This window comes from Pseudomonas sp. MF5691, from assembly GCF_016405645.1.
GTDB classification, from domain to species: domain Bacteria; phylum Pseudomonadota; class Gammaproteobacteria; order Pseudomonadales; family Pseudomonadaceae; genus Aquipseudomonas; species Aquipseudomonas shahriarae.
Genome location: NZ_JAEKDC010000007.1, coordinates 135981 through 160393, shown reverse-complemented (window position 1 = coordinate 160393; position 24413 = coordinate 135981). Strand labels below are relative to the sequence as shown.

Sequence of the window (24413 nt, the reverse complement as noted above, 5' to 3'; positions counted from 1 at the left end):
CGAGGAACGTTGCCGCTGCCTGTGTAGTCAATCGCCTATACACAGGGAGGAACAACCTATGAAGCGTCGCTACAGTTGGCCGATATGGACGGTCGCCGGGCTGGTGGTCGTGCTGGTGGCACTGGATATCGCCCTGCCCTACCTGGTGCGCAACTACCTCAATGAAAAACTCGCCGACATGGGCGACTACCGTGGCCAGGTGACCGATGTCGACCTGGCCCTGTGGCGCGGCGCGTACCGGATCAATGGCCTGCAGATCGTCAAGGTCGATGGCAAGGTGCCCGTGCCGTTCGTCAAGGCGCCAGTGATCGACTTGTCGGTCAGTTGGCATTCCTTATGGTACGACCACGCGGTGGTGGCCGAAGTGCAATTCGTCAAGCCGGAACTCAACTTCGTCGACGGCGGCGCCAACAAACAGGCGTCCCAGACCGGTCGCGGCACCGATTGGCGCGCCCAACTGGGCAAGCTGCTGCCCATCACCCTCAACGAAGTGCGGATCGACGACGGCAAGATCGCCTTCCACAACTTCAGCTCCAAGCCGCCGGTCAATATGGGCGCCACCCAGGTCAATGCCAGCTTCTACAACCTGACCAACGTGGTGGACGTCGAAGGCAAGCGCGATGCGCGCTTTGACGGCAAGGCCCTGTTACTGGGGCATGCGCCGCTGGAAGCCAGCGCGACCTTCGACCCGCTGAGCAATTTTGAAGACTTCGAGTTCCGCTTGCGCGCCCGTGATATCCAGCTCAAGCGCATGAACGACTTCGCCTCGGCCTACGGCAAGTTCGACTTCAATGCCGGCACCGGCGACGTGGTGATCGAAGCCCAGGCTGAAAAAGCCCAATTGACCGGCTATATCAAGCCGCTGCTGCGGGATGTGGAGGTGTTTGACTGGCAACAGGACGTGGAGAACCAGGACAAGGGGATTTTCCGCTCGATCTGGGAAGCCGTGGTCGGTGCCAGCGAAACCGTGCTGAAGAACCAGAGCAAAAACCAGTTCGCCACCCGGGTGGAACTCAGCGGCAGCGTTCACCAGCAAGATATCAGCGCGTTCCAGGCGTTTTTGCAGATTTTGCGCAATGGTTTCGTCCAGGCGTTCAACGCCCGCTACGAACAACCCAAACCCAGTGCGGAGTGACCCTGGCGTGACTGGTCATTCAGAGACTGAATAACCCGTCTGCGTTCACAGTCACCGGGGCTGCGCGCTATAGTCGCAGGCATGCTGACTACCGGCGTCATGTTCGAGGATTGAGAAATGAAGTTCGAAGGCACCCAGGCCTACGTTGCCACCGATGACCTGAAACTGGCTGTCAACGCTGCCATCACGCTGGAGCGTCCGCTGCTGGTCAAGGGCGAGCCGGGCACCGGCAAGACCATGCTTGCCGAACAACTGGCCGAATCGTTTGGCGCGCGGTTGATCACCTGGCACATCAAGTCCACCACCAAGGCGCACCAGGGCCTGTATGAATACGATGCGGTCAGCCGCCTGCGCGACTCGCAACTGGGCGTGGACAAGGTCCATGACGTACGCAACTACCTGAAGAAAGGCAAGCTGTGGGAGGCTTTCGAGTCCGAGGAGCGGGTGATCCTGCTGATCGACGAGATCGACAAGGCCGATATCGAGTTCCCCAACGACCTGCTGCAAGAACTCGACAAGATGGAGTTCTACGTCTACGAAATCGACGAGACCATCAAGGCCAAGAAGCGCCCGATCATCATCATTACCTCCAACAACGAGAAAGAGCTGCCGGACGCCTTCCTGCGTCGCTGCTTCTTCCATTACATCGCCTTCCCCGACCGCACCACCCTGCAGAAAATCGTCGACGTGCATTACCCCGACATCAAGAAAGACCTGGTCAGCGAAGCGCTGGACGTGTTCTTCGACGTGCGCAAGGTACCCGGCCTGAAGAAAAAGCCCTCCACCTCCGAGCTGGTGGACTGGCTCAAGCTGCTGATGGCCGACAACATCGGCGAGGCGGTGCTGCGCGAGCGTGATCCAACCAAGGCCATCCCGCCCCTGGCCGGCGCCCTGGTGAAAAACGAGCAAGATGTGCAACTGCTTGAGCGCCTGGCGTTCATGAGCCGTCGCGGCACTCGATAAGGGCTTTTGCCATGCTGCTCAACCTGTTCAATGAAATGCGTGCAGCCAAGGTGCCGGTCTCGGTACGTGAGCTGCTGGACCTGATCAACGCCCTGAAACAACGGGTGACCTTCGCTGACATGGACGAGTTCTATTACTTGTCCCGGGCGATCCTGGTGAAGGACGAACGCCACTTCGACAAGTTCGACCGGGCGTTCGGCGCCTACTTCAATGGCCTGGAGAAACTCGACGACCACTTGCAGGCATTGATTCCCGAAGACTGGTTGCGCAAGGAGTTCGAGCGTTCGCTGAGCGATGAAGAGCGCGCGCAGATTCAATCCCTGGGCGGCCTGGACAAGCTGATCGAAGAGTTCAAGAAACGCCTGGAGGAACAGAAGGAGCGCCACGCCGGCGGCAACAAGTGGATCGGTACTGGCGGCACCAGCCCGTTCGGTTCCGGCGGCTTCAACCCCGAGGGCATTCGCGTGGGCGATGCCGGCAAGCGCCAGGGCAAGGCGGTCAAGGTCTGGGACCAGCGCGAGTACAAGAACCTCGATGACTCGGTGGAGCTGGGCACGCGCAATATCAAGGTGGCCCTGCGCCGCCTGCGTAAGTTTGCGCGCCAGGGTGCAGCCGAAGAGCTGGATATCGACGGCACCATCGACCACACCGCCCGTGACGCCGGCCTGCTGAATATCCAGATGCGCCCGGAACGGCGCAACACGGTCAAGCTGCTGTTGCTGTTCGACATCGGCGGCTCGATGGATGCCCACGTCAAGACTTGCGAAGAGCTGTTCTCGGCCTGCAAGACCGAGTTCAAGCACCTGGAGTACTTCTACTTCCACAACTTCATTTATGAATCGGTGTGGAAGAACAACATGCGCCGCACTTCCGAGCGCACCTCGACCCAGGACCTGCTGCACAAGTACGGCGCCGACTATAAAGTGATCTTTATCGGTGACGCGGCCATGGCCCCCTACGAAATCACCCAGGCCGGTGGCAGCGTGGAGCACTGGAACGAAGAGCCGGGGTATGTGTGGATGCAACGCTTCATGGAGAAGTACAAGAAGCTGATCTGGATTAATCCGTACCCGAAAGACACCTGGGGCTATACCTCGTCGACCAATATCGTGCGGGATTTGATTGAGGACCAGATGTATCCGTTGACCTTGCGCGGGCTTGAAGAGGGGATGCGGTTTCTCTCCAAGTAGGGGGTGGATTCACCGCCGCTATCGCAGGCAAGCCAGCTCCCACATTCAGCATGCATTCACATATTTTGCTTTGTGAATGCAGCCCAAATGTGGGAGCTGGCTTGCCTGCGATGCCTTTAGCGATTCGTAAATCGCTGCAAATAGCTCAGATGCTCGCGATGCGCCGTCTCCTGCATCACCGGCGCCAGCCTCACCTTCTCCCCCGGCAGACACTGGGCCAGGCGCGCCAACGCCAATGGCGTCAACGCCCCCAATCGCGGATAGCCGCCAATGGTCTGGCGATCATTGAGCAATACAATCGGCTGCCCATCCGGCGGTACCTGGATCGCACCCAACGGGATGCCTTCGGAGATCAGCGACGGCCCCTGATACGCCAACGGCGTGCCCAGCAGGCGCATGCCCATGCGGTCGGCGCGGCTGTCCAGGGTCCATTCGGTATTGAAGGCATCGAACAGGCTCTGGCCACTGAACTGGCCGATCTGCGCGCCGAGGATCACGTCCAGGGGCGCGTTGGATTGCAACTGCTCAACCGGCAACTCACGCAACTGACTGCCGGTACCGGAATACACCAGGGACCCACCTTCAGCCAGGGCCCGGCCAAAACCGTCCAGCCCGCCGAGGGCTTCGCGCCCGACACTGGCACAACTGCCCAGCACCTTGGGCGCGTCAAACCCACCCGGCGCCGCCAGGTAAGCCCGTGCACCGCTGTGGGGTTGGGTGAAGCGCAAGCGCTGGCCTTTTTGCAGAATGAAACTGCGGCCTGGGCTGATGGCGCGCTCGTCGATGTACGCGCCCAGGTCCGCGCCGGCCAGGGCCAGCACGCAAAGCTCCTCGGCCTGCACGGTAAAACCGCCCAGGGTGATTTCCACCACCGACGCATCCAGCGGATTGCCCAGCAGCCAGTTGGCCCAGGACATCGACACCCAATCCAGCGCGCCGCCCTGGGTCACGCCCAGATGCCGCACACCAAAACGCCCGGCATCCTGCAACAAGCACAGCGCGGTGCTGGCCTCGATCAACAAGCGGCTCATACCTGGGCCTCCAAGGGCGTGTCATCGCCACCCAGGTTGATAAATTCAGCACGCCCGATGGCTTCGAAACGCACACTGTCGCCCGGCTGCATCAGGCTGTAGCCGTCGCGTTCGCGGTCGAACAATTTGGCCGGGGTGCGCCCGATCAGGTTCCAGCCCCCCGGGGATTCCACCGGATAGGCTGCGGTCTGACGCTCGGCGATGCCGACGCTGCCCGCCGCCACCCGTTTGCGCGGGGTGCCCAGACGCGGCGCCGCGAGTTGCTCTTCCACCAGCCCCATAAAGGCAAAACCGGGGGCAAAACCAAGGGCGAAGACCTGGTATTGATGCTGGCTGTGGCGGCGAATCACCTCGTTGACCGCAAGCCCGCTGCGCTGGGCGAGCAAGGTCAGCTCAGGGCCGACGCTGAGGTCGTACCACACCGGCAAGACATGACACTGCCCGCTGCCCTGGGCCTGGGGCTGCAAGCCCGTGAGGGCCTGATTGATCAGTTCCCGCGCCTGTGCCGGACTCAGCGCCAGCAGGTCGTAATGCACCATCAGGGTCGTGTAGGAAGGCACCAGGTCCACCAGCGCCGCGCCAAACCCCTCGCGCAGGCGGCGCGTGGCAGCGAGCATCCAGGGCATGTTGTCTTCGGCGATCACGTCAAACAGGCGCACCATCAGGCAGTCGATGGCTACCACTTCAATCCGTGGGTTCATGCTGGCGTCAACGCCTGGCGAATACGCTGCACCGCCGCCACCGAGCTGGCGTTATCGCCATGCACGCAGAGGGTGTTGGCCTGCAGCAGCAAGGGGCTGCCGTCGCTGGCAACCAGGGTATCGCCACGGGCAATGGTCAAGGCCTGCTCGAGAATGACCTGTGCATCGTGATGCACCGCGCCCGGCAACTGCCGCGAGACCAGATGCCCGGCGTTGTCATAGGCGCGGTCGGCGAAAGCTTCGAACCACAGGGTCACGCCGTACTCATCCCCCAAGGCCTGGGCGGCACTGTTGTCACGGGTGGCCATCAGCATCAAGGGCAGGCTGGCGTCATACGCCGCCACGGCCTGGATCACTGCACGCAGTTGCGCAGGCTTGGCCATCATGTCGTTGTACATCGCACCATGGGGTTTGACGTAGCTGACCCGGCCACCCTGGGCCCGGCAAATACCATCGAGGGCACCGATCTGGTAATGCAGCAGGTCCTGGATTTCCTGGGGTGCATAGGCCATGGAGCGCCGGCCAAAACCTGCCAGGTCCTGATACGCCGGGTGCGCACCGATCTGCACGCCATGCTGCAACGCCAGGGCGACGGTCTTGCGCATGATGCTCGGGTCGCCGGCGTGGAAGCCGCAGGCGATATTGGCGCAATCAATGAATGGCATGACCTCGGCATCCAGACCCATGGTCCAGGCACCAAAACTTTCGCCGATGTCGCAGTTCAATAGCAGGCGGCTCACGGTGAAGACTCCTGTAGGCTTTATTTTTTTGTAGTGTGGGATCTTTTACCAAGATCTCGCAACGATGTTGTCCTGAGCCCCGACGACGCTTATCGTGAGACAGCCCGATTTTTGGCGCGCAGCCCCTGTTGCGTCCAACTAATAAAAACCGATCCATGCATAAGAAAAAGTTGATCCCATGAATTTGAAGTTCCTCGAAACCTTCGTCTGGGTGGCCCGACTCAAGAGCTTCCGGCTCACGGCAGAGAAGCTGTTCACCACCCAGGCCTCGATCTCCAGCCGCATTGCGGTGTTGGAAGGCGAGTTGGGGGTGAAACTGTTCCTGCGTGACTCGCGTGGCGTGAGCCTGACCCCGGATGGGGTGAAGGTGCTCGAGTATGCCGAGCAGATGATGATCACCATGCAGGGGCTCAAGCAGTCGCTGGAAACCACCAGCAGCAAGGTCGGACGCATCCGTATCGGCGTGATGGACACGGTGATCCATACCTGGCTCAGCCCCTTGGTGACCGAGTTGATGAACCATTTCCCCCTGGTGGAAATCGAGCTGGTCGCCGATACCGCGCTGAACCTCTGCGATCAGCTGCAAAAAGGCTTTCTCGACCTGATCCTGCAAACCGACCTGCTGCGCCAGGAATCGGTGCGCAGCCTGGAGCTGGCCAGCCACCCCATGGGCTGGATCGTCGCCAGCCATTCTATCTACAACCGTGATTACACCTCCCTCGCCGAACTGGCCCAGGAACGGATCATCACCTACTCGAAAAACTCCCATCCGCACCAGGATGTACTGAGCCTGATGCAAGCCCATGGCGTCGCGGCGCCGCGCATGAACTGCGTGAACTCGGTGTCGGCCATCACCCGCTTGCTGCGCGACGGCTTCGGTATCGGCGCGATGCCGCCGGTGCTGGTCAGCGAAGAGTTGGCGCGGGGTGAGTTGATATTGCTGCCCATGGCGCAGCGCTTGCCGAACCTGCAGGTGGTGGTGTCGTGGCGGGTGGGGGTGGAGTTGGTGGAGGAAATCGTCGCGCTGTGCCAAAGCGTAGCGGCGCGGTATGCCGAGGAAGTGGGTGAAGAGCGCATGGTGCTCAACCAGAAGAAACCCGATTAAACCTAGCAGGCGCGGGCTTGTGTGGGAGCTGGTTTGTGTGGGAGCTGGCTTGCCTGCGATGCAAGCACCTCGGTACATCAGTTGCATCGCGGTGACGCTATCGCAGCATGGGTATCTACACAACTACTCTCTGGGTATGTGTACATATCCATTGCTGCGGTCACGGCTGCTTAGGGTTCCGCCCTTACGGCGGCTCACTTTGGAGAAGCGCCAAAGTAAGCAAAACGCTCTTGCCCCACCACTCGGTGCCTCGCCTAGGCTCGGCATGCCCGCAGTCAGGCATTGCTCCGTGGGCCCGCCGCGATCGGCCATCCATGGCCGTGTCGCGGCTACCCCGGCATCCATGCCGGGGTGCCCACTGCGCAATACCTGCCTGCGGCCATCGTGGTTTAACGGGGCGCCTAAGATCAAGATCAAAAGCCAAATCAAAAGCCAGATCAAAAGCCGGATCAAAAGCAGAGCCAGAGCGTGAAGCTGCATTCCTCCCGGTGGGAGCTGGCTCCAACCTTGGGATCTGTGGCGTACTCAGAGGCCTTTGAGGTCCCGCTCTTCAATCGGCCGGCTCTGGCGCAGACGCTTGCCGCCCAGCACCACCCAGTCAATCAAACGGAACAGGCACTCCAGGCCGAACGACAGCAGCATCGCCCCGCCCAATCCCCAGCCCATGGCCTCGGGGGTCAGGAGGATCTGGTAGCTGTAGCCATTCCAGGTTTCCCGGCGGATATCCGGGTCGGCGGCCACCGCCACCTGCAAGGCGCGGATGTACCACGGTCCCTGCATGGCCTGGAACTGCTTGTCCAACGCCACCTGGCGATCGAGCAAACTGCCGAGGCTGTTGGCATCGCTGCGAAATACCGGGTCATCGCTGGCGCGGTAATGGGCGACCAGGGCCTGTAAATCGCCTTTGAAGAACTGCTGCGCAGTGCTTTCAAAACCGCGCAGGCCGGTCTGGGCCTCGATCAAATGGGCCTCGACCCGCTTGGCGTAGTCGTTGATAAACCCCGGGACTTGCACCCCGACCAACAAGCCAATGGCAAACAACACCAGGCGCAGATAGCTGAGCAACATAATCAACGTCCTTATGCAGTTGTGCCCTGGCTGACGCATTCGCCGCGCCGCCACAGGCTCCACTGGCCCGGTTCGTAACGGGTCCAGGTCTCGTTTTCGGTCAAGGGTTCGGTGGCAATCACCGTCACCACATCGTTTGGCGTGGTTTCGGCCTGAAAATCGACGATCACGTCGACATCTTTGAGGCGCGCCGGGCCAAAGGGTGCGCGCCGGGTGATCTGCGCCAGTTTGGTCGAGCAGTAGCAAAACAGCCAATCACCATCACTGAGCAGGCAGTTGAACACGCCCTTGCTGCGGTATTCGGCGCAGGCGGCGATCAGGTCCGGCAGCACCTGCTCGATATCCACGGGCTCGGGAAACGCCTCACGGATGCGGTTGAGCAGGTCGCAGAAGGCGGCTTCGCTGTCGGTATCGCCCACCGGGCGGTAGAACGTGGCCCGGGGCGTGAAGTCGGCGAGTTGACCGTTATGGGCGAAACACCAATTGCGCCCCCACAACTCGCGGACGAACGGATGGGTATTGGACAGGCTCACCTTGCCGACGTTGGCCTGGCGGATATGGCCAATCACCACTTCACTCTTGATCGGATAACGCTGCACCAGCAGCGCCACTTCCGACTCGCTGCTGGCCGCCGGGTCCTGGAACAGCCGCAAGCCACGGCCCTCGTAGAAGGCAATGCCCCAGCCATCGCGGTGCGGCCCGGTGCGCCCACCGCGCTGCATCAGCCCGGTGAAGCTGAACACGATGTCGGTCGGTACGTTGGCACTCATGCCCAATAATTCACACATGCCAGGACTCTCGATGCTGGGCAAACAACGTTAAAGACGCGGTTCGACCCGCATACCACTGACGGGGGCCGGCGCACGGCCATAGGGTTCGTCGTCCTCAGGCTCGGCCGCAACCGCTGCCGCAGCGGCGGCTTTCTGCTCACGCCGGGCCTTGGCGGCACGTTCGATGGGCCAGCGGATCAGCACAAAGACCAGGTACAGGCCAAAGGCGATCATGGCGTACATCAGCAAGTCGGACACCGCCCGCCAGGCGTTATTGCCCACTTTGAGCAACAGATCCAGGGCGGTGATGGCCACGGCCGGGGCGAATTGCTCCTTGACCGGGTCGACAATGGTCGGGCTCAACAGCAGCACCGCCATCAGCAACCGCAGCGGTTCGCGCAGCCAGCGCCAGATCCAGCGGGTCAGGCGAAACCACACCAGCAGGCAGCCCAAAGCGGCGAAGGCGTAGAGGCCCCAAGCGGTCAGATAGTCGTTCTCGGTCATGGTGTCCATGGCAAGGTAGGCAAACAGGCCCGTATGATAACGGCTTTTGAGTGCCACGGCTGCAACGCCGTCGGCCCACCCCCAGACAGAGAGTGATCCATGCCTTCATCGACCCACGCCGCTGCCGCCCCGATTGCCCGCCAGGATTCAGGCCAGGACCCGTACGCCTGGTTGCAGGAGCGCGACAACAGCGAGGTGCTCGACTACCTCAAGGCCGAAAATGCCTGGCAAGAGGCGCAACTTGAGGAGCAGAGCGCGTTGCGCGAAAGCCTGTTCCAGGAAATCAAGGGCCGTATCCTCGAGACCGACCTGTCACTGCCCTCGCCCTGGGGCCCGTACCTGTATTACACACGCACCACTGCCGGTGACGAATACGCGCGGCATTACCGCTGCCCACGCCCGGCCGACGACAGCCAGCAGATCGACGAAAGCGCCGAAGAATTGCTGCTGGACCCGAATGTGCTGGCCAATGGTGGTTTTTTCTCCCTCGGTGCCTTCAGCATCAGCCCGGACCACAAGCGCCTGGCCTACAGCCTGGATACCAATGGCGAAGAGATCTACACCCTGTACGTGAAGGAATTGTCTTCAGGCAAGGTCAGTGAACTGGCCTTCGAAGACTGCGACGGCAGCATGACCTGGGCCAACGACAGCCTGACGCTGTTCTTCGGTGAACTGGACGACACCCATCGCCCGCACAAGCTGTATCGCTATCGGCTGGACGGCACCGCCGCCGAAGAAGTGTTTCACGAGCCCGACGGGCGCTTTTTCCTGCATTGCTACCGCTCCAGTTCCGAGCGCCAATTGCTGCTGTCGCTGGGCAGCAAGACCACCAGCGAAGTCTGGGCCCTGGACGCCGAGCAGCCGCAACAGGCATTTGCCTGCCTGGCGCCACGGGTTGAAGGCCATGAATACGATGTCGACCACGGCAAGCTGGACGACCAATGGACCTGGTTTATCCGCAGCAACCGCGATGGCATCAACTTTGCGCTGTTCCAGGCGGCTGACAACGGCCGCGTGCCCACTGAAGACCAGTGGCACAACCTGATTGCCCACGATGACGCAGTGATGCTCGATGGCGTGACCCTCAACGCCCGGGCCATGACCCTGAGCCTGCGCATTGGCGGCTTGCCGGTAATCGACGTGCACCCACAAGGCCTGCCGACTTACCGCGTGGAATTACCAGACGCGGCCTACAGCCTGTACGTGCAAAACAGCCTGGAATTCGACAGCGACAAGATCCGCCTGCGCTATGAAGCACTCAATCGTCCGGCCCAGGTCCGCCAGTTGGAACTGGCCAGCGGCGCGCAGCAAGTGCTCAAGGAAACCCCGGTATTGGGCGTGTTCAATGCCGACGATTATGTCAGCCAGCGGCTATGGGCCACTTCTGCCGATGGTACCCAGGTGCCGATCAGCCTGGTGGTCAAGCGCGACCAGGTGGGCCAGCCAACGCCGCTGTACCTGTACGGCTACGGCGCCTACGGTTCGAGCCTCGACCCGTGGTTTTCCCATGCGCGCCTGAGCCTGCTGGACCGTGGCGTGGCGTTTGCCATTGCCCATGTGCGCGGTGGCGGCGAATTGGGCGAAGCCTGGTACCGCGCCGGCAAGCAGGAGCACAAGCAAAACACGTTCAGCGATTTTATCGCCTGCGCCGAACACCTGATCGCCGAGGGCCTGACCACCTCCAAACAACTGGCTATCAGCGGCGGCAGCGCCGGCGGGCTGTTGATCGGTGCCGTGCTCAACCAACGCCCGGAGTTGTTCCAGGCGGCGATTGCCGAAGTGCCTTTTGTCGATGTACTCAACACCATGCTCGACCCGGACCTGCCACTGACCGTCACCGAATATGACGAATGGGGCAACCCACAGGAGCCCGAGGTGTATGAGCGGATCAAGGCCTATGCGCCCTACGAAAACGTCAGCGCCCAGGCCTACCCGGCGATGCTGGTGATCGCCGGCTATAACGACAGCCGCGTGCAGTACTGGGAAGCCGCCAAATGGGTGGCCAAGCTGCGGGCCACCAAGACCGACGACAACCTGCTGCTGCTCAAGACCGAACTGGGCGCCGGCCATGGCGGCATGAGCGGGCGTTACCAGGGGTTGCGTGATGTGGCCCTGGAATACGCCTTTGTGTTCAAGGCCCTGGGGCTGGTTTAAGAGCCCGCCGCCTTCGGCTTGCTGTCGTTTTGCTGCAGGCCGGGCAAGGTCTGGTCCTTGGGCGGCTTGGGCATTTCAATCGGTGGCAACGGCACCCCGGCCCCTTGTGGCTTGGGTGCGGTTGGCGGGGTGATTTGCGGATAGGGGGTCGGCGTTGCAGTGCCCGGCGCGCCGGTGGTGGTCGCCGGCGTGTTCGGCACCGGTTGCAACTGCTGGGCATGTGCGGCACCCAATGTGAGCACACTTCCTACAATGACCGCTAGAATGCTGCACTTCATCGATGGCTCCATGGCCTGACTGTTAACCAGTCCCAAGGCTACTCCCAACCGCGCAAGAATGCCCTTCCCAATGAGATTTCCATGAAACGTTTCGTGCTGCTCGACACCACCCCGATCCCCGATAACGGCGGCGCCCTGTGCCTGTTCGAATACGGCGAGGATTTTGTGATCAAGATCCAGGGCGGTGACGGCGGGCAATTGATGAACACGCGCATGCACGGTTCCGAAGATGCCCTGGCAGAGATTCCCTGCCGCAAGGTCGCCGGACGCCCCGGTTCACGGGTATTGATTGGCGGCCTGGGCATGGGCTTCACCCTGGCCTCGGCCCTCAAGCACCTGGGCAAGACGGCCGAAGTGGTGGTGGCTGAATTGGTGCCGGGCGTAGTGGAGTGGAATCGCGGCCCGCTCGGGGAAAAATCCGGCAACCCGCTGCAGGACCCGCGCACCGTGATCCGCCTGGAAGACGTGGCCAAGGTGCTGCAGGCCGAGCCCCAGGGCTTTGATGCAATCATGCTCGACGTCGACAACGGCCCCGAAGGCCTGACGCAGAAAGCCAACAGCTGGCTGTACTCCGCCGGCGGCCTCAGCGCCTGCGCCAAGGCCCTGCGCCCCAAGGGCGTGCTGGCCGTGTGGTCGGCCAGCGCCGACAAGCAGTTCAGCGACAAATTGCGCAAGGCCGGCTTCAAGGCCGAGGAAGTGCAAGTCTTTGCCCATGGCAACAAGGGCACCCGGCATACCATCTGGATTGCCGAGAAACTCAAGGGCTGAAGGGCGCGCCGGTCAGATCGAGCGGCGCAGGCGATTCAGATGCCGCAAACCTTCCAGCACCAGCACCACCACCGCCAGCCAGATGGGCAGGTAGGTCATCCACTGGCCCGGCTTGAGGCTGTCGCCCAGCATCAGCGACACCGCCACCAGCAGCACCGGCTCAGCGTAACTGAGCAGACCGAACAGGCTGAAGGGCAACAGGCGGCTGGCGAGGATGTAGCAGTAACCTGCCGCCGCACTGACCAGGCCCATCACTGGCACCAGCCAGTACAACGCCGGGCGCTGCGCCAGCGTCTCGCCGATGGGGTGGCCGCCGAGGATGAACCACAGCGCCACCGGGATCATCAGCATCATGTCCAGCCATAAACCGCCCAGGTTGTCGGTGCCACAGCGCCGGCGCAGGACGAAATACAGCGGGTAACCGACGCAGACCACCAGGGTGGTCCAGGAAAACCCACCCGTGCGGTACAACTCATTGCCCACCCCCACCGCAGCCAACACGGCGGCAATCTTTTGCAGATGGGAAAGGCGTTCGCCATAAACGATACGCCCGGTAATGACCATGGTCAGCGGCAACAGGAAGTAACCCAGGGAAACGTCCAGGCCGTGGCCATTGAGCGGCGCCCACATAAAGATCCATAACTGCACCCCCACCAGCGCGCTGGTCAGCACCACGCAGGGCAGCAAGGCCGGTTTCTCGCGCAAGCGCTTGTAGATCAGCGGCACCCATTGCCAATCCCCGGACAGGGCGAGCAGCAGCGTCATGAAGGGCAACGAAATAAGGATTCGCCAGGCAAATATCTGCTGGCCATCCAAGGGCTCAAGAAGAGAGGTAAAGAAATACAGCACGCCAAACAGGAAGGAAGCGGAAACCGCCAGAACAACACCTTTAGACACAACAGCCTCTACAACAAATTGCATGTATTGAATTGAAGACCGAGCCGTTGAATACAAGCAAAATGAGCATCAAAACTTATTAACACGCACCACAAACTTACAACTCACACAGAATATAATTCCAGAGTCATGAATTTATAAGCACAGGGTAATTCGTCGTTTTTTATTATTGGAAAGACGATCATCAGACTCTTCAACCCACCCGACTTCGATGATAGGCAGCAGCACGCTCTAGACGAGCGCCTCTGATTTGAAACGCCACAACGCCAGCCGCGGAGGCTGATATCGTGATGGGAAAACCCGATTGCACGGGAAACTAACGGTCGCCCGGAAAGACCAGGCTTATTGAATACTCGACACCACAGCGGCGGTGGGCCAAGAGGCGCCACATTAAAGAACTTGGCAAAGTTAGTCCAACACTTTCTCGCCCCAGACTAACTTTTGCGCTCTTTAACTTCCCAACGGTTTTTAAATAGATAGGCGGGCATTATTACCCCGCTCCACAGCACCCCATCGCCAGCCGGCACCCGGGCTGAAAAAGCCAAGGGCTTATTGCCCCGCGAGCAGCTAGAATCAACGCCATCCGTGATCCACTAGAAAACAGGAGCCATGATGAGCTCAAGCAACCCGCCCTCCCACACCGCCAAGCTGGACCGCATCCTTGCCGATGCCCAGCGCGACCGGGAAATGGGCTACCGCGACAAAGCCCTGAAAATGTACCCCCATGTGTGTGGCCGCTGTGCCCGTGAATTCGCCGGCAAGCGCCTCAGCGAGCTGACTGTGCACCACCGTAACCACAACCATGACGACAACCCCCAGGACGGTTCCAACTGGGAATTGCTCTGCTTGTACTGCCATGACAACGAGCACTCGCGCTATACCGACCAACAGTATTTCGGCGAAGGCTCCACCAGCAGCCCGACCATCGCCAAGGCCACGCACAACCCGTTTGCGGCGTTGGCGGGGTTGATGAAGAAGGACGACTGACGGTCGTCGCTGAACGTTGCGACGTCATCGCGGGCAAGCCCGGCTCCCACATTTGAAATGTGTTCACCTGGGGGAGCCGGGCTTGCCCGCGATGACAATCGCCCAAACAGGCCATGTCTATAGCGACCGCTGCTCGAGCAATCCCCGTATAATTGCGGTTTTTCTCGAAGGCACCCTCTCCCGTGGGCAATAAACGCTACAGCTGCATCGGTCTGTATAACCCCAAATCCCCCGAAAACGTCGGTTCGGTCATGCGCGCTGCTGGCTGCTATGGGGTGGCTTCGGTGTTCTACACCGGTAAACGCTATGAGCGGGCCCGGGACTTTATTACCGACACCAAGAAAGTCCACCACGACATCCCTCTGATCGGCATCGACGACCTGAAAAAGATCCTGCCCCTGGGCTGCATTCCGGTTGCCGTGGAGCTGGTGGACGGTGCCCGGCCGCTGCCGGAATACACCCATCCTGATCGCGCGCTGTATATCTTCGGCCCCGAAGATGGCTCCCTCGATAAAGAGATCCGCGAGTGGTGCGAAGATGTGGTCTACATCCCGACCACCGGCTGCATGAACCTCGCGGCCACCGTCAACGTGGTGCTCTACGATCGCCTGGCCAAGGGCAATAACACCCGTTCGGGGCCCAAGTACTGATTTGGCGGGAACATCCACCTCTGGCCCGCAGTCAGTTGCATATCTATGGCCCTTTGTTGGAGACAGACCATGAGCGACAGCAAAACCCTCAAACCCATGATTGAATCGACACCGTTCCAGACCCAGCCGACCCAGAACGTCCAGGGCTGGGAGCGCATTGGCTCACTGGCCGGTGGCGTAGTGATGATGGGCAAGGGCATTCGCCGCGGTGGCTTTTTCGGCCTGATCCAGGTGGCGATTGGTGGTGTGGCCTTGGCGCGCGGGATCAGCGGCCATAGTTCGGCCAAGTCGCTGCTGGAAAAAAGCCGCCAGGATATGAATAGCGTGCGCACCCGCATCGAGCGCGCGGGTGAGGAACTGAAGAACCTCAAGACTCGGGCTGAAGTGGCTGCCGAAAAAACCGCGCCCTGAGGCACAAGCCAAAGGTGGGGGCTGGTTTAGTCGGGGCGCAGCATAGGTATCTACGCAACTCTTTCGTGGTTCTTGGGGTTGTGTGCATATCCGTTGCTGGGGTCACGGCGGCTATTGGTTCCGCTCTTACAGCGGGTCACTTTTGGAAAAGAGCCCCAAAAGTAACCAAAAGGGCTCTTGCCCCACCACTCGGCACCTCGCCTAGGCTCGGTGTGCCCGTCATCCGACATTGATTTGGGGGGCCGCCGCGATGGGCCATCCATGGCCCAGCGCGGCTAACCCGGCGTCCTGCCGGGTTACCCCCCAAATCAAAATCGGATGACGGCCAGCGTGGTTTAACGGGGCGCCTAAGATCAAGATCACAAGCAAAGCGAGGCGGCCTGACAGCCGACCTGATCGTCGAGGCGTGCGCGGACTCCTGTGGGAGCTGGCTTGCCTGCGATGCGGCGACCCGACAAGCCAGCTCCTACACAAGCCTGTTTCCACTTGAGGTCAGCGCAGCAATTTGCTGTCGAGCACCACCGAGGATTGGCCGATCACACTTTCGGCCAACTGCACAAACTCCTTGGTGCTGAAGCTGTCCAGGCGCATCAGTGCCTGGGTCAGGTCATCCAGGGAGCGTTTGTTGTGGGTTTTCAGGCGGATTTCACGATCCAGCTCCTGCAACACCACCACTGCCCGCGCCACTGTGGCGCCGTTGACGTGCTCACCGCGTAACGTCGTTACGCCCTTGCCGTCCTTGCTCAAGCGCGCCTGTATCGCCCCATAACGCTCATCGCTGATACCGCCTGCGCGACGCAGCAGTTCGATGGCGTAATATTCCGCGAGGCCCTCACTGATCCAGTCACTGCCCTGATGGTCATTGAACCGGCCAATGGCCTGCACCACTTCGCGGATCAGCGGGCTACTACCGTTTTCACTGACCAGCGGCGTACGGCTATTGAGGTACACCGAATCGCGCCCGGCGAACGCGCCGCGGCGCATCGGGTCACTGGCGCCCACCAGCAGCAGCTTGGCCGGATGCCGGGGAAACGCCGCTTGTACCTGGGGCCAGACAAATGTCAGCAAGGTCAGCACGTCCATGCGGCGCATGGCCTGGCCCTTGGGCGAGGACACGGTGATTTCGGTTTCGCCCAGGCGCACCCGGCGGCTGCCCAGGCTGCCGGCGACCATCCAGCCGGTGGGCCGGTCGAACAGCCGGGAGACATTGTCGATACGGAACTTATGCTTGCCGATCCGTGGCCAGGCGGTCTCGACGCTTTTCCAGCCCGGCGGCAGCTCGAAGGTCAGCCGGGACACCAACTCCACGCCGTCCTGCTGGTCCAGGCGAGCCGCCGGCACCAGATCCTCGCCGCGAAACAGCGCCCAACTGGGGGTCATGCGCGACTCGTAGATGCCGGCCTTGCGCGCATGGCTCAGGCGCACGCGGTAGGTCAGGCTGGCCTTGTCGGCGCCCGGCTGCCACAGGCCGCGACTGGCCCCCGCGTCAGGCGTGACCTGCCACTGGCCATCAGCCTTGAAATCACTGTAGTCACCGTCGCGACCCAGGTCGAAATTCAGGCTGCGCACAGCCGAACCCTGGGACAGGCTCAGGCGCACCTCGGCCTGATCGCTCTGGGGCAACAGTTTGACGTGATAATCGAGATCGACCTTTTTCGCCGACCACGCCGACGCGCTCAACCCCAGCAACAGCAGGCTCGCCGCCAGCTTGGCTTGGACCGTCATACGCTCTCCTCAGCCTGCGCGGAAAATCAGGTAATCCTCCCAATCGTCCTCGGGCACGCTGCCTTCGCTGAGCATGCGGCCGGACTGGGAAATGCGTTCGTGGTGCACCGCATCGCGGTCACCGCAGACCAGGTGGTGCCAGAGCGGCAAATCCTTGCGCTCACTGACCAGGCGATAACCACAGGTCGGCGGCAGCCACTTGAACTGGTCGGCCTGGCCCGGGGTGAGCTGGATGCAATCGGGCACCGAGTCCCTACGGTTGGGGTAGTCGGTGCACTGGCAGGTTTTCAGGTCCAGCAGTTTGCAGGCGATACGCGTGTAATAGACGCTGTTGTCGTCTTCGTCTTCAAGCTTTTGCAGGCAGCACAGGCCACAGCCGTCGCACAGCGACTCCCACTCCTCCTGGTCGAGGTGCTCAAGGGTTTTGCGTATCCAGAAAGGTTCGACTTTAGCGGCCATGGCTCTACATCAGTATCGGTAGGTGAAAAGGTCGCCAGTCTAGTGCCCAAGCCCCCTGGGGCCAAGCGCTTACGACTGCCGGTAAGGCGAGACTTGTCAGACGTGCAGCGGCGACGTAGTTTTGAAGGCCGTTTTTTTCATCAGGATGCGCTTATGAGCTCTGAGCCACGCGTTGCCGATTATCCGATTCATCCGCAGTTCACCGACCGTTGGTCGCCGCGTGCGTTTACCGGCGAGAGCATTGCGGTGGAAACCCTGCTGAGCTTCTTCGAAGCCGCACGCTGGGCACCTTCGGCTTATAACTCGCAGCCCTGGCGCTTTTTGTACGCGCGGCGCGATACGCCGGATTGGCAACGGTATCTGGGCCTGCTGAACGAGTTCAACCGTGGCTGGGCACAACATGCGTCGGCATTGGTGATCGTGATCTCGAAAACCGACTTTGCGGTACCCGGCGCCAGTGAAGAAACCCCGGCACTGTGGCACACCTTTGACACCGGCTCGGCCTGGGGCCACCTGGCGCTGCAGGCCAGCCTCAGCGGCTGGCACACCCACGGCATGGCCGGTTTCGATCAGGAGCTGACCCGCAAGGAACTGAAAATCCCCGAGGGCTATGCGCTGCACGCGGCCGTCGCCGTGGGCAAGCTCGGTGACAAATCGACTCTGGCGGACTACCTGCAGGCCCGGGAGGCTCCCAGCCCGCGCCGGCCTTTGACTGAGTTGGTGGCTGAAGGGGATTTCAACCTTTAAGCACGGGTTCCGCCTGTGGCCAGGGCAGTCGTCGCCCCCCCCTGCCGTTAAACACCGGCAGGGGGCATCGCAAGTTGCTCAAGGGGCTTTAGCGACAAGGCTGGCAAACGCCCTGCGCAGTTCCTCCTTCTGTCGCTTATAAGCAGCCATCACCACCGGCACCATAAACTCCGCGCCCTGCGAATCCATATCCACCGGATAAATCTTCTGGTCTTTGGCCGAATACATAAAGTTCTTTAATTGCAGATCATTGTGATAGATATCCTTGGCCTCCATCTGCGCCAATACATCATCCATGAATGATCGCGCTTCTGGCGGCAAACTGTTTCTCTCAAACTTACTGAGATCCACGCCATCGACTTTGCCCATCTTTATATATTTACGACCGTCCTCGATGATCACACTTGCAAACCCCTCACCATAATATTTATTCAGCGATATCGCCTCCATGCTGACGTATTCAGCGGGAGGTTTGATTGAGGTAGGGCCAAGATCCTTGTAGACACTTTTCCCGTCGCGACTTGCGTAGATGACCCCCTCGCCGCCAAGTCCAATCACCTCCCCCAGATCGTCTGCCACCGATTGCGGAGCGGCGCCGGGCAAACGCAGGCGCTGCCACTGATCGCCCTGTACATGCTGGACCAGCAGCGGCGTCTGCCGACCTTTGTGATAGATCCGAGCCTGCACCACCCCATCCTCGGTACGGGTGACTTGGCGGACTTCATAGACCGCAGTCTTACCAGCGCTGTCGGTGTGGCGGATATGGGACAGGTGGCCATCAGCCGCGACGTAGACCCCCTGACTATTGCGCGAAAGCCCGGCAATGCTTGCGGGTGCAACGCTGTACTCGAGCAGCATCCGATTGCTCAGCTCACTGCCCGGCGCAATACGCGCCACGGCAAGCGTGCCGCCCATCGCCTTGGTTTCTGCGGTGAACCCTTCAAGGGGCCCGCCATAAGGCCGCATCTTGTCGGCGTCGAAGGCATACCATTTGCCGCCCTGGAGCACCGCACCGCCCTCGACACGCTGCCCTGCGACCCTGAACGTGCCCGTGGCCGCGGTGCCATAGTCCTTACTGACCGCTTTCAACAGGTCATAGCTGCCGGAAGCCCCCCTGAGCCGGTTAACCGCCTCAATCCCTTTGGAAACGCCTTTCCCGGCTAACCTGGCACCGCCGACCGCCAACTCGCCCCACCCGCCAAGGGGGTTCAATGCACTGATCGTGGCAGCCCCAATGATCTTTGCGCCCTGTAAAACCTTCGCCGCTGCGGATAACGCAGTCCCACCCAATCGGCCCAATTTCCCTGCGTTTGCAGCGCCAGCGCTGAGCAAGCCAAAGATATCCAGCGCAAGGTCAGTAGCCCCTTCGCCATAATTACCCTGCTGGAAATTGCCAATCGCCGAATAAAACGGAACAAGGCTCAACAGATACGCTTCAGCCACTGCTGCCCTGCCCCGCTGTTTGTCCAACGTGGTCTGCCCCCGTGCGTGTTCCTTTATGTCGGGATCATCGAGATCAAGGTGTTCAACAAATGCATCGGCGATGTACCGAGTGCGATCCGAAGCAAAGCTATCCAGTAACGCGTTGCTTACCGGAACGCTTTGTTTGTTCTGCTGCACTGCGTCATTGCGCGGTATGAACTCTCGGGTCTCGCGGACAAGATTGGCCTTTCTTGAGCTGCGTACATCCGCTCGCCAGAGGTCAGTCGATCGAATAACACCTTGGGCAAAGTTGATTTCGTATGCTGCAGGCTCACCCTCCCCTTCAATTTTCAACAGCAGTTCCTGCCCCTTGGGATGATCGGTTTTATCCGTAAACCCCAGGCCTAGCGTGTGGGACAGGTTTTGATAGAAGGTAATTTTTCCATATTCGAATTTCTTCCGATCCGCCAATGGAAGCTGTGCGATCAAGTGTTTGATGGCGACAGCGATCGCAGCCTTTTTACTCCGGATCGTGTCATTGAACTGCTGGGTGAACGCCTCGGTTATGCCAAATCGGTGATTGGCATTCAACTCGGCCAGGGGGATGCGGCTGTCCGCCGAATAGAACACCGCCGGCGACGGCAGGTCCATCATGGCGATATCCAACAGCGAATGATGGCCGACCAATGTGGTTGCCGGTGTTCCGGGACCGCCACGGGGATGATGGGTAGTGTTGATCAACGGCTCTTCAACAAGCCCGCCCAGCTCGCCAAACCGGTGCTTGAGCGCCTCCAGGGCCATCGCTTTGCGACTGGGAATGTCCTTATCCAAGGACTGGCTGGCAGTGATCATTTGCCGCTGGCGGGTGTTGAAGGTGGTTTGCAGCAGGTTCAGCTCTGCGTCGCTGTAGCGCTCATCCCCCTTGCGTTCGAGCAGGCCATTGACCACGCCCCAGTCCACCAGGGCCGCCCGCTGCACATCGCGGGTAAGACCAGGATCGGCCGCGCCCGCACTTTCTGCCTGCTGCATGACCTGGGCGAAGGTCATGTTCGGCACTTTCCCCGGCGACTTGGCCTCGATGGTCGCCGCAGCAATTGCCAGGCTGACCCAGGCCGGGCTGCCATAGGTCACCCGGTCCGGGATGTCCTTGACCAGAAATTCAGGCGCCTTGCGGGCCAGCAACCCATAGGCGCCTACCCCGGCCATCTGCGGGCTGGTCTTGCCACTGCTGCTCAGGTGCCTGCTCAACCTGTCCACCACGAAGGAGGCAGGTTTGCCCCAGTGCGCATCGCTGGCCAGGTCGAAACCCGCCACCTTGTTGCGATGAGGCGCGGCGATGGACTGCGGATCCAACTGCACCGCGATGGCGGCCAGCAGATAGTCGTTGACGCTGCGGTCGGTGGCTATCCCGCCCATTTGCTCTTGCAGATGCTTTCCCAGCCGCTGCCCTTCAGCGGAGCTCACCAGGGATTCCAGGGCCTTGACGGGGTTGCTCGGTACCGGTGTGGCAATGGGCTGGCGCTGGTTCAGAAAATCCAGCAGCCCCTGGCCTTGTGCGCCCTGCGGCTGCTCTGCGAGGTGGCTCTGGGCGAGCGCACCCAGCCTGCGTTGCTCATCCGGGCTCATGGGCACCGGCCACGACAACCCTCCGCCAAAATCCCCAAGGGGATGCTCAAGGGCTCTTGCAGTGACTGCATCGGCGAGGCTGGTGAGATGAAAGTGGCTGAGGGGCAGGAACAGGCCCAGGTGCCTGATGACGCTCGCCAAAGTGGCGCTCTTGCCGTCTGCCAGGGGATAGGAGGAGCCGGCGTCTATGTCCAGGGGGGTATGCGCCAACGCGGCCTGCACTGCCTGGGGTGTGGCGTTTACCCCAAGCCGGGTGGCGACTTCGTAGAGCTTTTGCCCCAGTACCTTGAGGTTCTGCCTATCGCCCAGCGCAGCCTCAAGGCCTGCCTTCTCCTCGACCAGGCTGATCCGGACCTCTTCGCCGCCAGCTGCCAGGTTGGATTCCGTCGGTGGGGGGCTGACGGGATCAGCCAACGATGCGGGCAGCATGGCCCCCAGAGACGGTTGCGAAGCAACAGCGCGCGATTCAAGCATGGAGAGGCCTCCCTTCTTAAGGTCAGTGAGCCTCCCACGTTGCCGCCAGCGATAAAATCAGATGCGCGCTACTCGCGATGTGGGGTGTTTCAGTATCCCCGCTCGAAACTCACCTCGCCACGCAGCGAATCCTTGGCCTGGTACGCCCGCAGATTTTCGACAAACAGTGCCACCATGCGCCGCGGGCAGGTCGGCGCCGAGCTGTGGCCGGTCAGCAACAAGCCCCAGGCGGTCCAGAACGGATGGCGCTGTGGCAGTGGTTCCTGGCGACAAACGTCGATGACCGCGCCGGCCAGGTGCCCTTCTTTCAGAGCCTCGACCAGATCGGCATCCACCACCGCCACACCCCGGCCGACGTTGATAAACAGGCCGGTGGGTTTGAACTGCTTAAACAGCGCCGCATCGTACAGATCGTGGGTATTGGGGGTGTTGGGCAGCAGGTTGACCACATAGTCCACCTCGCCCACCAGACGGCCCAGTTGATCCGGCCCGGCTACCTCGATAAACGGGGCCTGCTCCCGGGCTTGGCTGGCAATGCCGTACAACTCCACACCAAAGGGCAGCAGGAATTGCGCCACGCTCTGGCCGATATCACCGGTGCCGACAATCAGCACCTTGCGCCCCGCCAGGCTCTGGCCCATGCGGTTGTCCCACTTGCGCTCGACCTGGCTGACCAGGCGCGCCAGCACCTCACGCTCGTGACCGAGCATGTAGGTGAGCACGTACTCGGCCATCACCTGGCCAAAAATGCCGACCGCGCGGGTCAGGCGATAATCCCGAGGCAAGCCATCGGCCAGCAGCGGCGTGATGCCAGCCCAGGTCGATTGCAGCCATTGCGGGTGATGGCCCTGGCGCAGCAGGGTTGCCAGCAGGTCCGGCTGGCCCAGCCATACCGGGCAATCGGCGGCATGGCGCGACAATTGGGCCGAGTCGCCACTGGTCAGGACTTCAAGATCCGGCGCCGCTTCGCGCAGCAGTCGGGCGTACAGCGGGTGGTCCTGTTCTGCTATCAGAACGCGCATGGTTCAAACCTTTCAAAAACAGTGCAGGCGGCCACCGACAGCAAACTGACTGCAGGGCTCGGGGCTCGCCAGGTCATTCGATTCAAACGTGTCCCGAGCGGGACACGGGTCGATCACATCGGGTCGTTACGGCGCAGCAGTTCTTCGGGCAAGTGCTCGATGTATTCGTCATCCGGCGGTGGCATTTGCAGGTGGTAGCCCTGCTTTTGCAGGTTGTCCAGGACCGCGACGATATCTTCCTGCTGCAGTTTGCGTTCCGGCGTCAGCACCAGGTTGAACGCGTGTACCGGCTTGCCGAACACGGTTAGCAGGCCCTCGGGCACGCGTTCCAGGGCATCGCTTTTGAGCACATAGAGGTACATGCCAGCGCGTTTCGGGCTGCGGTAGATGGAGCAAATATGTTTCAAGGCTGTTCTCCGGCAGTGGCCAGGCTGTCGAGCAGCGCCTGGCCCATCAACTCGCGGCGCCAGCCACGCAGCGAGTCAGGCAATTGGTAAGGCCCATCGGGGTAGCCACTCTTGACCAGTGCCTCGAGGGTTTTCTTGCGCAGCATCAGCTCCGGGGCCATGTCCAGGCGTTCGGCGAAGGTCTGGCCGAGGGCGCGCAGTTGCTTGATCAGCACAGCGGCATCCACCGGCAACGGCTCAGGCACGGCCGGCGGCCATTGGTCCATCGGCACACTGGCGGCACGCTTGATCAGGCCCAGCAGGAATTCGCCGTCCTGGCGCACGGTACGCGGGTGCATGTCTTCGATTTTGCCCAAGGCCGCGAGGTTATCCGGCTGGGACTTGGCCAGGGGCCATAGCGAGTGTTCGCGGACGATGCGGTTGCGTGGCAGGTCGCGGGCACGGGCTTGCTGCTCGCGCCAGGCGCACAGTTCGCGCAGGACGGCGAGCTGGGCACGGGACAGTTTCCAGGCCAGCTTGGCGTCGCGGTACACCTCGTAAGGGTCGATTTCCCGGCGCAGGTTGGCCACCAGCTCGGCGCCGTCTTCCAGAACCCAGGCGTATTTTTCGTCCGACAGTCGCGGACGCAGGCGTGTATAGACTTCCGCCAGGTGCACCGCGTCTTCGGCGGCGTAACTGACCTGGGTCTCGGACAATGGCCGCTGCAGCCAGTCCGAACGGGTCTCGCCCTTGGGCAACTCGATGTCCAGCACCGCTTGCACCAGGCGCGAGTAGCCCATGGAGAAACCGAGGTTCAAGTAGGCGGCTGCCAGTTGGGTGTCGAACAATGGCACCGGCAGGCTGCCGGTCAGGCGCAGCAGCACTTCCAGGTCTTCACTGCAGGCATGCACCACCTTGATCACCGCCGGGTTTTCCAGCAAGGCGGCCAGGGGTTGCCAGTTATCAATGGTCAGGGGATCGATCAGATAAGCGCGTACACCATCCCCGATCTGGATCAACCCGGCGATGGGATAGAAGGTGTCGACCCGCATGAATTCGGTGTCGAGGGCGACGAATGGCAACTGCTGCCATTCGGCGCAATGCTGGCCGAGGCTATCGTTGTCGCAGATCCAGTGAATATCGATGGCCACACGGCTCTCCCTTGAAGAATGGCGCGCAGTATATATCGCCAGCGGGACT

General features: G+C 61.2%; 24 protein-coding genes. 10 read left to right on the top strand and 14 right to left on the bottom strand.

What is annotated here, in order from left to right; genetic code table 11:
• Positions 1-58: 58 nt before the first annotated feature.
• The 3 genes from JFT44_RS12925 to JFT44_RS12915 all read left to right on the top strand — a co-directional run bounded on the left by JFT44_RS12925 (position 59) and on the right by JFT44_RS12915 (position 3288).
• On the top strand, positions 59-1135 hold the full coding sequence (locus JFT44_RS12925) for a DUF748 domain-containing protein (protein WP_057958818.1): 1077 nt from the start codon (positions 59-61) through the stop codon (positions 1133-1135).
• Positions 1136-1252: 117 nt separating this feature from the next.
• Positions 1253-2098: a MoxR family ATPase gene (locus tag JFT44_RS12920; RefSeq protein WP_029292347.1), complete on the top strand. Its 846-nt coding sequence runs from the start codon at positions 1253-1255 to the stop codon at positions 2096-2098.
• An 11-nt stretch (positions 2099-2109) separates the two neighbouring features.
• A complete protein-coding gene (locus JFT44_RS12915) occupies positions 2110-3288 on the top strand; it encodes a VWA domain-containing protein (protein WP_057441266.1) in 1179 nt (392 codons plus the stop codon).
• 116 nt (positions 3289-3404) lie between these two features.
• Here the strand turns inward: JFT44_RS12915 and JFT44_RS12910 are convergent, their stop codons facing one another.
• The 3 genes from JFT44_RS12910 to JFT44_RS12900 are packed head-to-tail and all read right to left on the bottom strand — an operon-like array spanning position 3405 to position 5760.
• A complete protein-coding gene (locus JFT44_RS12910; RefSeq protein ID WP_198830780.1) occupies positions 3405-4319 on the bottom strand; it encodes a biotin-dependent carboxyltransferase family protein in 915 nt (304 codons plus the stop codon).
• The gene (gene pxpB, locus JFT44_RS12905; protein WP_170045512.1) at positions 4316-5020 is read right to left on the bottom strand and encodes a 5-oxoprolinase subunit PxpB; all 705 of its coding nucleotides are present in this window, start codon (positions 5018-5020) and stop codon (positions 4316-4318) included. Before pxpB ends, JFT44_RS12910 begins: the two co-directional genes overlap by 4 nt.
• The gene (locus JFT44_RS12900; protein WP_057958815.1) at positions 5017-5760 is read right to left on the bottom strand and encodes a 5-oxoprolinase subunit PxpA; all 744 of its coding nucleotides are present in this window, start codon (positions 5758-5760) and stop codon (positions 5017-5019) included. The genes pxpB and JFT44_RS12900 overlap by 4 nt, the downstream gene beginning before the upstream one ends.
• A 178-nt stretch (positions 5761-5938) precedes the next feature.
• Between JFT44_RS12900 and JFT44_RS12895 the strand changes: the two genes are divergently transcribed.
• The gene (locus JFT44_RS12895; protein WP_057958814.1) at positions 5939-6865 is read left to right on the top strand and encodes a LysR family transcriptional regulator; all 927 of its coding nucleotides are present in this window, start codon (positions 5939-5941) and stop codon (positions 6863-6865) included.
• A gap of 525 nt (positions 6866-7390) precedes the next feature.
• On the opposite strand, the gene JFT44_RS12890 is transcribed toward JFT44_RS12895, so the two are convergent.
• The 3 genes from JFT44_RS12890 to JFT44_RS12880 are packed head-to-tail and all read right to left on the bottom strand — an operon-like array spanning position 7391 to position 9216.
• Complete coding sequence (locus JFT44_RS12890; RefSeq protein WP_057958812.1) at positions 7391-7933, bottom strand: DUF2937 family protein; 543 nt, start codon at positions 7931-7933, stop codon at positions 7391-7393.
• Positions 7934-7944: 11 nt separating this feature from the next.
• Positions 7945-8721 (bottom strand): class II glutamine amidotransferase, encoded by a 777-nt coding sequence (locus JFT44_RS12885; protein ID WP_057441274.1) that lies wholly within the window; start codon positions 8719-8721, stop codon positions 7945-7947.
• Between the two features lie 30 nt (positions 8722-8751).
• Positions 8752-9216: an MFS transporter gene (locus JFT44_RS12880; RefSeq protein ID WP_225923868.1), complete on the bottom strand. Its 465-nt coding sequence runs from the start codon at positions 9214-9216 to the stop codon at positions 8752-8754.
• A 90-nt stretch (positions 9217-9306) separates the two neighbouring features.
• On the opposite strand from JFT44_RS12880, the gene JFT44_RS12875 reads away from it, so the two are divergent.
• Positions 9307-11361, top strand: coding sequence for a S9 family peptidase (locus tag JFT44_RS12875; RefSeq protein ID WP_198830779.1), 2055 nt, complete (start codon positions 9307-9309; stop codon positions 11359-11361).
• Here the strand turns inward: JFT44_RS12875 and JFT44_RS12870 are convergent.
• Positions 11358-11639, bottom strand: coding sequence for a hypothetical protein (locus tag JFT44_RS12870; protein ID WP_057441276.1), 282 nt, complete (start codon positions 11637-11639; stop codon positions 11358-11360). The genes JFT44_RS12875 and JFT44_RS12870 overlap by 4 nt on opposite strands.
• An 81-nt stretch (positions 11640-11720) precedes the next feature.
• On the opposite strand from JFT44_RS12870, the gene JFT44_RS12865 reads away from it, so the two are divergent.
• Complete coding sequence (locus JFT44_RS12865) at positions 11721-12407, top strand: spermidine synthase (RefSeq protein WP_057441278.1); 687 nt, start codon at positions 11721-11723, stop codon at positions 12405-12407.
• Between the two features lie 12 nt (positions 12408-12419).
• Here the strand turns inward: JFT44_RS12865 and rarD are convergent, their stop codons facing one another.
• Positions 12420-13304 (bottom strand): EamA family transporter RarD, encoded by an 885-nt coding sequence (rarD, locus tag JFT44_RS12860; RefSeq protein WP_057441280.1) that lies wholly within the window; start codon positions 13302-13304, stop codon positions 12420-12422.
• A gap of 612 nt (positions 13305-13916) precedes the next feature.
• Between rarD and JFT44_RS12855 the strand changes: the two genes are divergently transcribed.
• From JFT44_RS12855 to JFT44_RS12845, 3 genes are all read left to right on the top strand, one after another.
• Positions 13917-14291, top strand: coding sequence for a YajD family HNH nuclease (locus JFT44_RS12855; protein ID WP_038448187.1), 375 nt, complete (start codon positions 13917-13919; stop codon positions 14289-14291).
• Positions 14292-14473: 182 nt separating this feature from the next.
• Positions 14474-14941: an RNA methyltransferase gene (locus JFT44_RS12850; protein WP_057441281.1), complete on the top strand. Its 468-nt coding sequence runs from the start codon at positions 14474-14476 to the stop codon at positions 14939-14941.
• Between the two features lie 69 nt (positions 14942-15010).
• A complete protein-coding gene (locus JFT44_RS12845) occupies positions 15011-15352 on the top strand; it encodes a DUF2892 domain-containing protein (protein ID WP_057958810.1) in 342 nt (113 codons plus the stop codon).
• A gap of 492 nt (positions 15353-15844) precedes the next feature.
• Here JFT44_RS12845 and JFT44_RS12840 read toward each other — a convergent pair whose 3' ends face one another.
• Positions 15845-17077: a hypothetical protein gene (locus tag JFT44_RS12840; protein WP_057958809.1), complete on the bottom strand. Its 1233-nt coding sequence runs from the start codon at positions 17075-17077 to the stop codon at positions 15845-15847.
• A gap of 9 nt (positions 17078-17086) precedes the next feature.
• Positions 17087-17536: a YcgN family cysteine cluster protein gene (locus tag JFT44_RS12835; RefSeq protein WP_029292333.1), complete on the bottom strand. Its 450-nt coding sequence runs from the start codon at positions 17534-17536 to the stop codon at positions 17087-17089.
• Positions 17537-17689: 153 nt separating this feature from the next.
• Between JFT44_RS12835 and JFT44_RS12830 the strand changes: the two genes are divergently transcribed.
• Positions 17690-18283, top strand: a complete 594-nt coding sequence (locus JFT44_RS12830; protein ID WP_120732150.1) for a nitroreductase family protein — start codon at positions 17690-17692, stop codon at positions 18281-18283.
• 78 nt (positions 18284-18361) lie between these two features.
• Here JFT44_RS12830 and JFT44_RS29150 read toward each other — a convergent pair whose 3' ends face one another.
• From JFT44_RS29150 to rnd, 4 genes are all read right to left on the bottom strand, one after another.
• Positions 18362-18733 (bottom strand): hypothetical protein, encoded by a 372-nt coding sequence (locus tag JFT44_RS29150; protein WP_374068180.1) that lies wholly within the window; start codon positions 18731-18733, stop codon positions 18362-18364.
• A 3161-nt stretch (positions 18734-21894) separates the two neighbouring features.
• On the bottom strand, positions 21895-22827 hold the full coding sequence (locus JFT44_RS12820) for a D-2-hydroxyacid dehydrogenase (RefSeq protein ID WP_057441285.1): 933 nt from the start codon (positions 22825-22827) through the stop codon (positions 21895-21897).
• 113 nt (positions 22828-22940) lie between these two features.
• The gene (locus tag JFT44_RS12815; RefSeq protein WP_057441287.1) at positions 22941-23234 is read right to left on the bottom strand and encodes a YcgL domain-containing protein; all 294 of its coding nucleotides are present in this window, start codon (positions 23232-23234) and stop codon (positions 22941-22943) included.
• Positions 23231-24364 (bottom strand): ribonuclease D, encoded by a 1134-nt coding sequence (gene rnd / locus JFT44_RS12810; protein WP_057958805.1) that lies wholly within the window; start codon positions 24362-24364, stop codon positions 23231-23233. Before rnd ends, JFT44_RS12815 begins: the two co-directional genes overlap by 4 nt.
• Between the last annotated feature and the right edge of the window lie 49 nt (positions 24365-24413).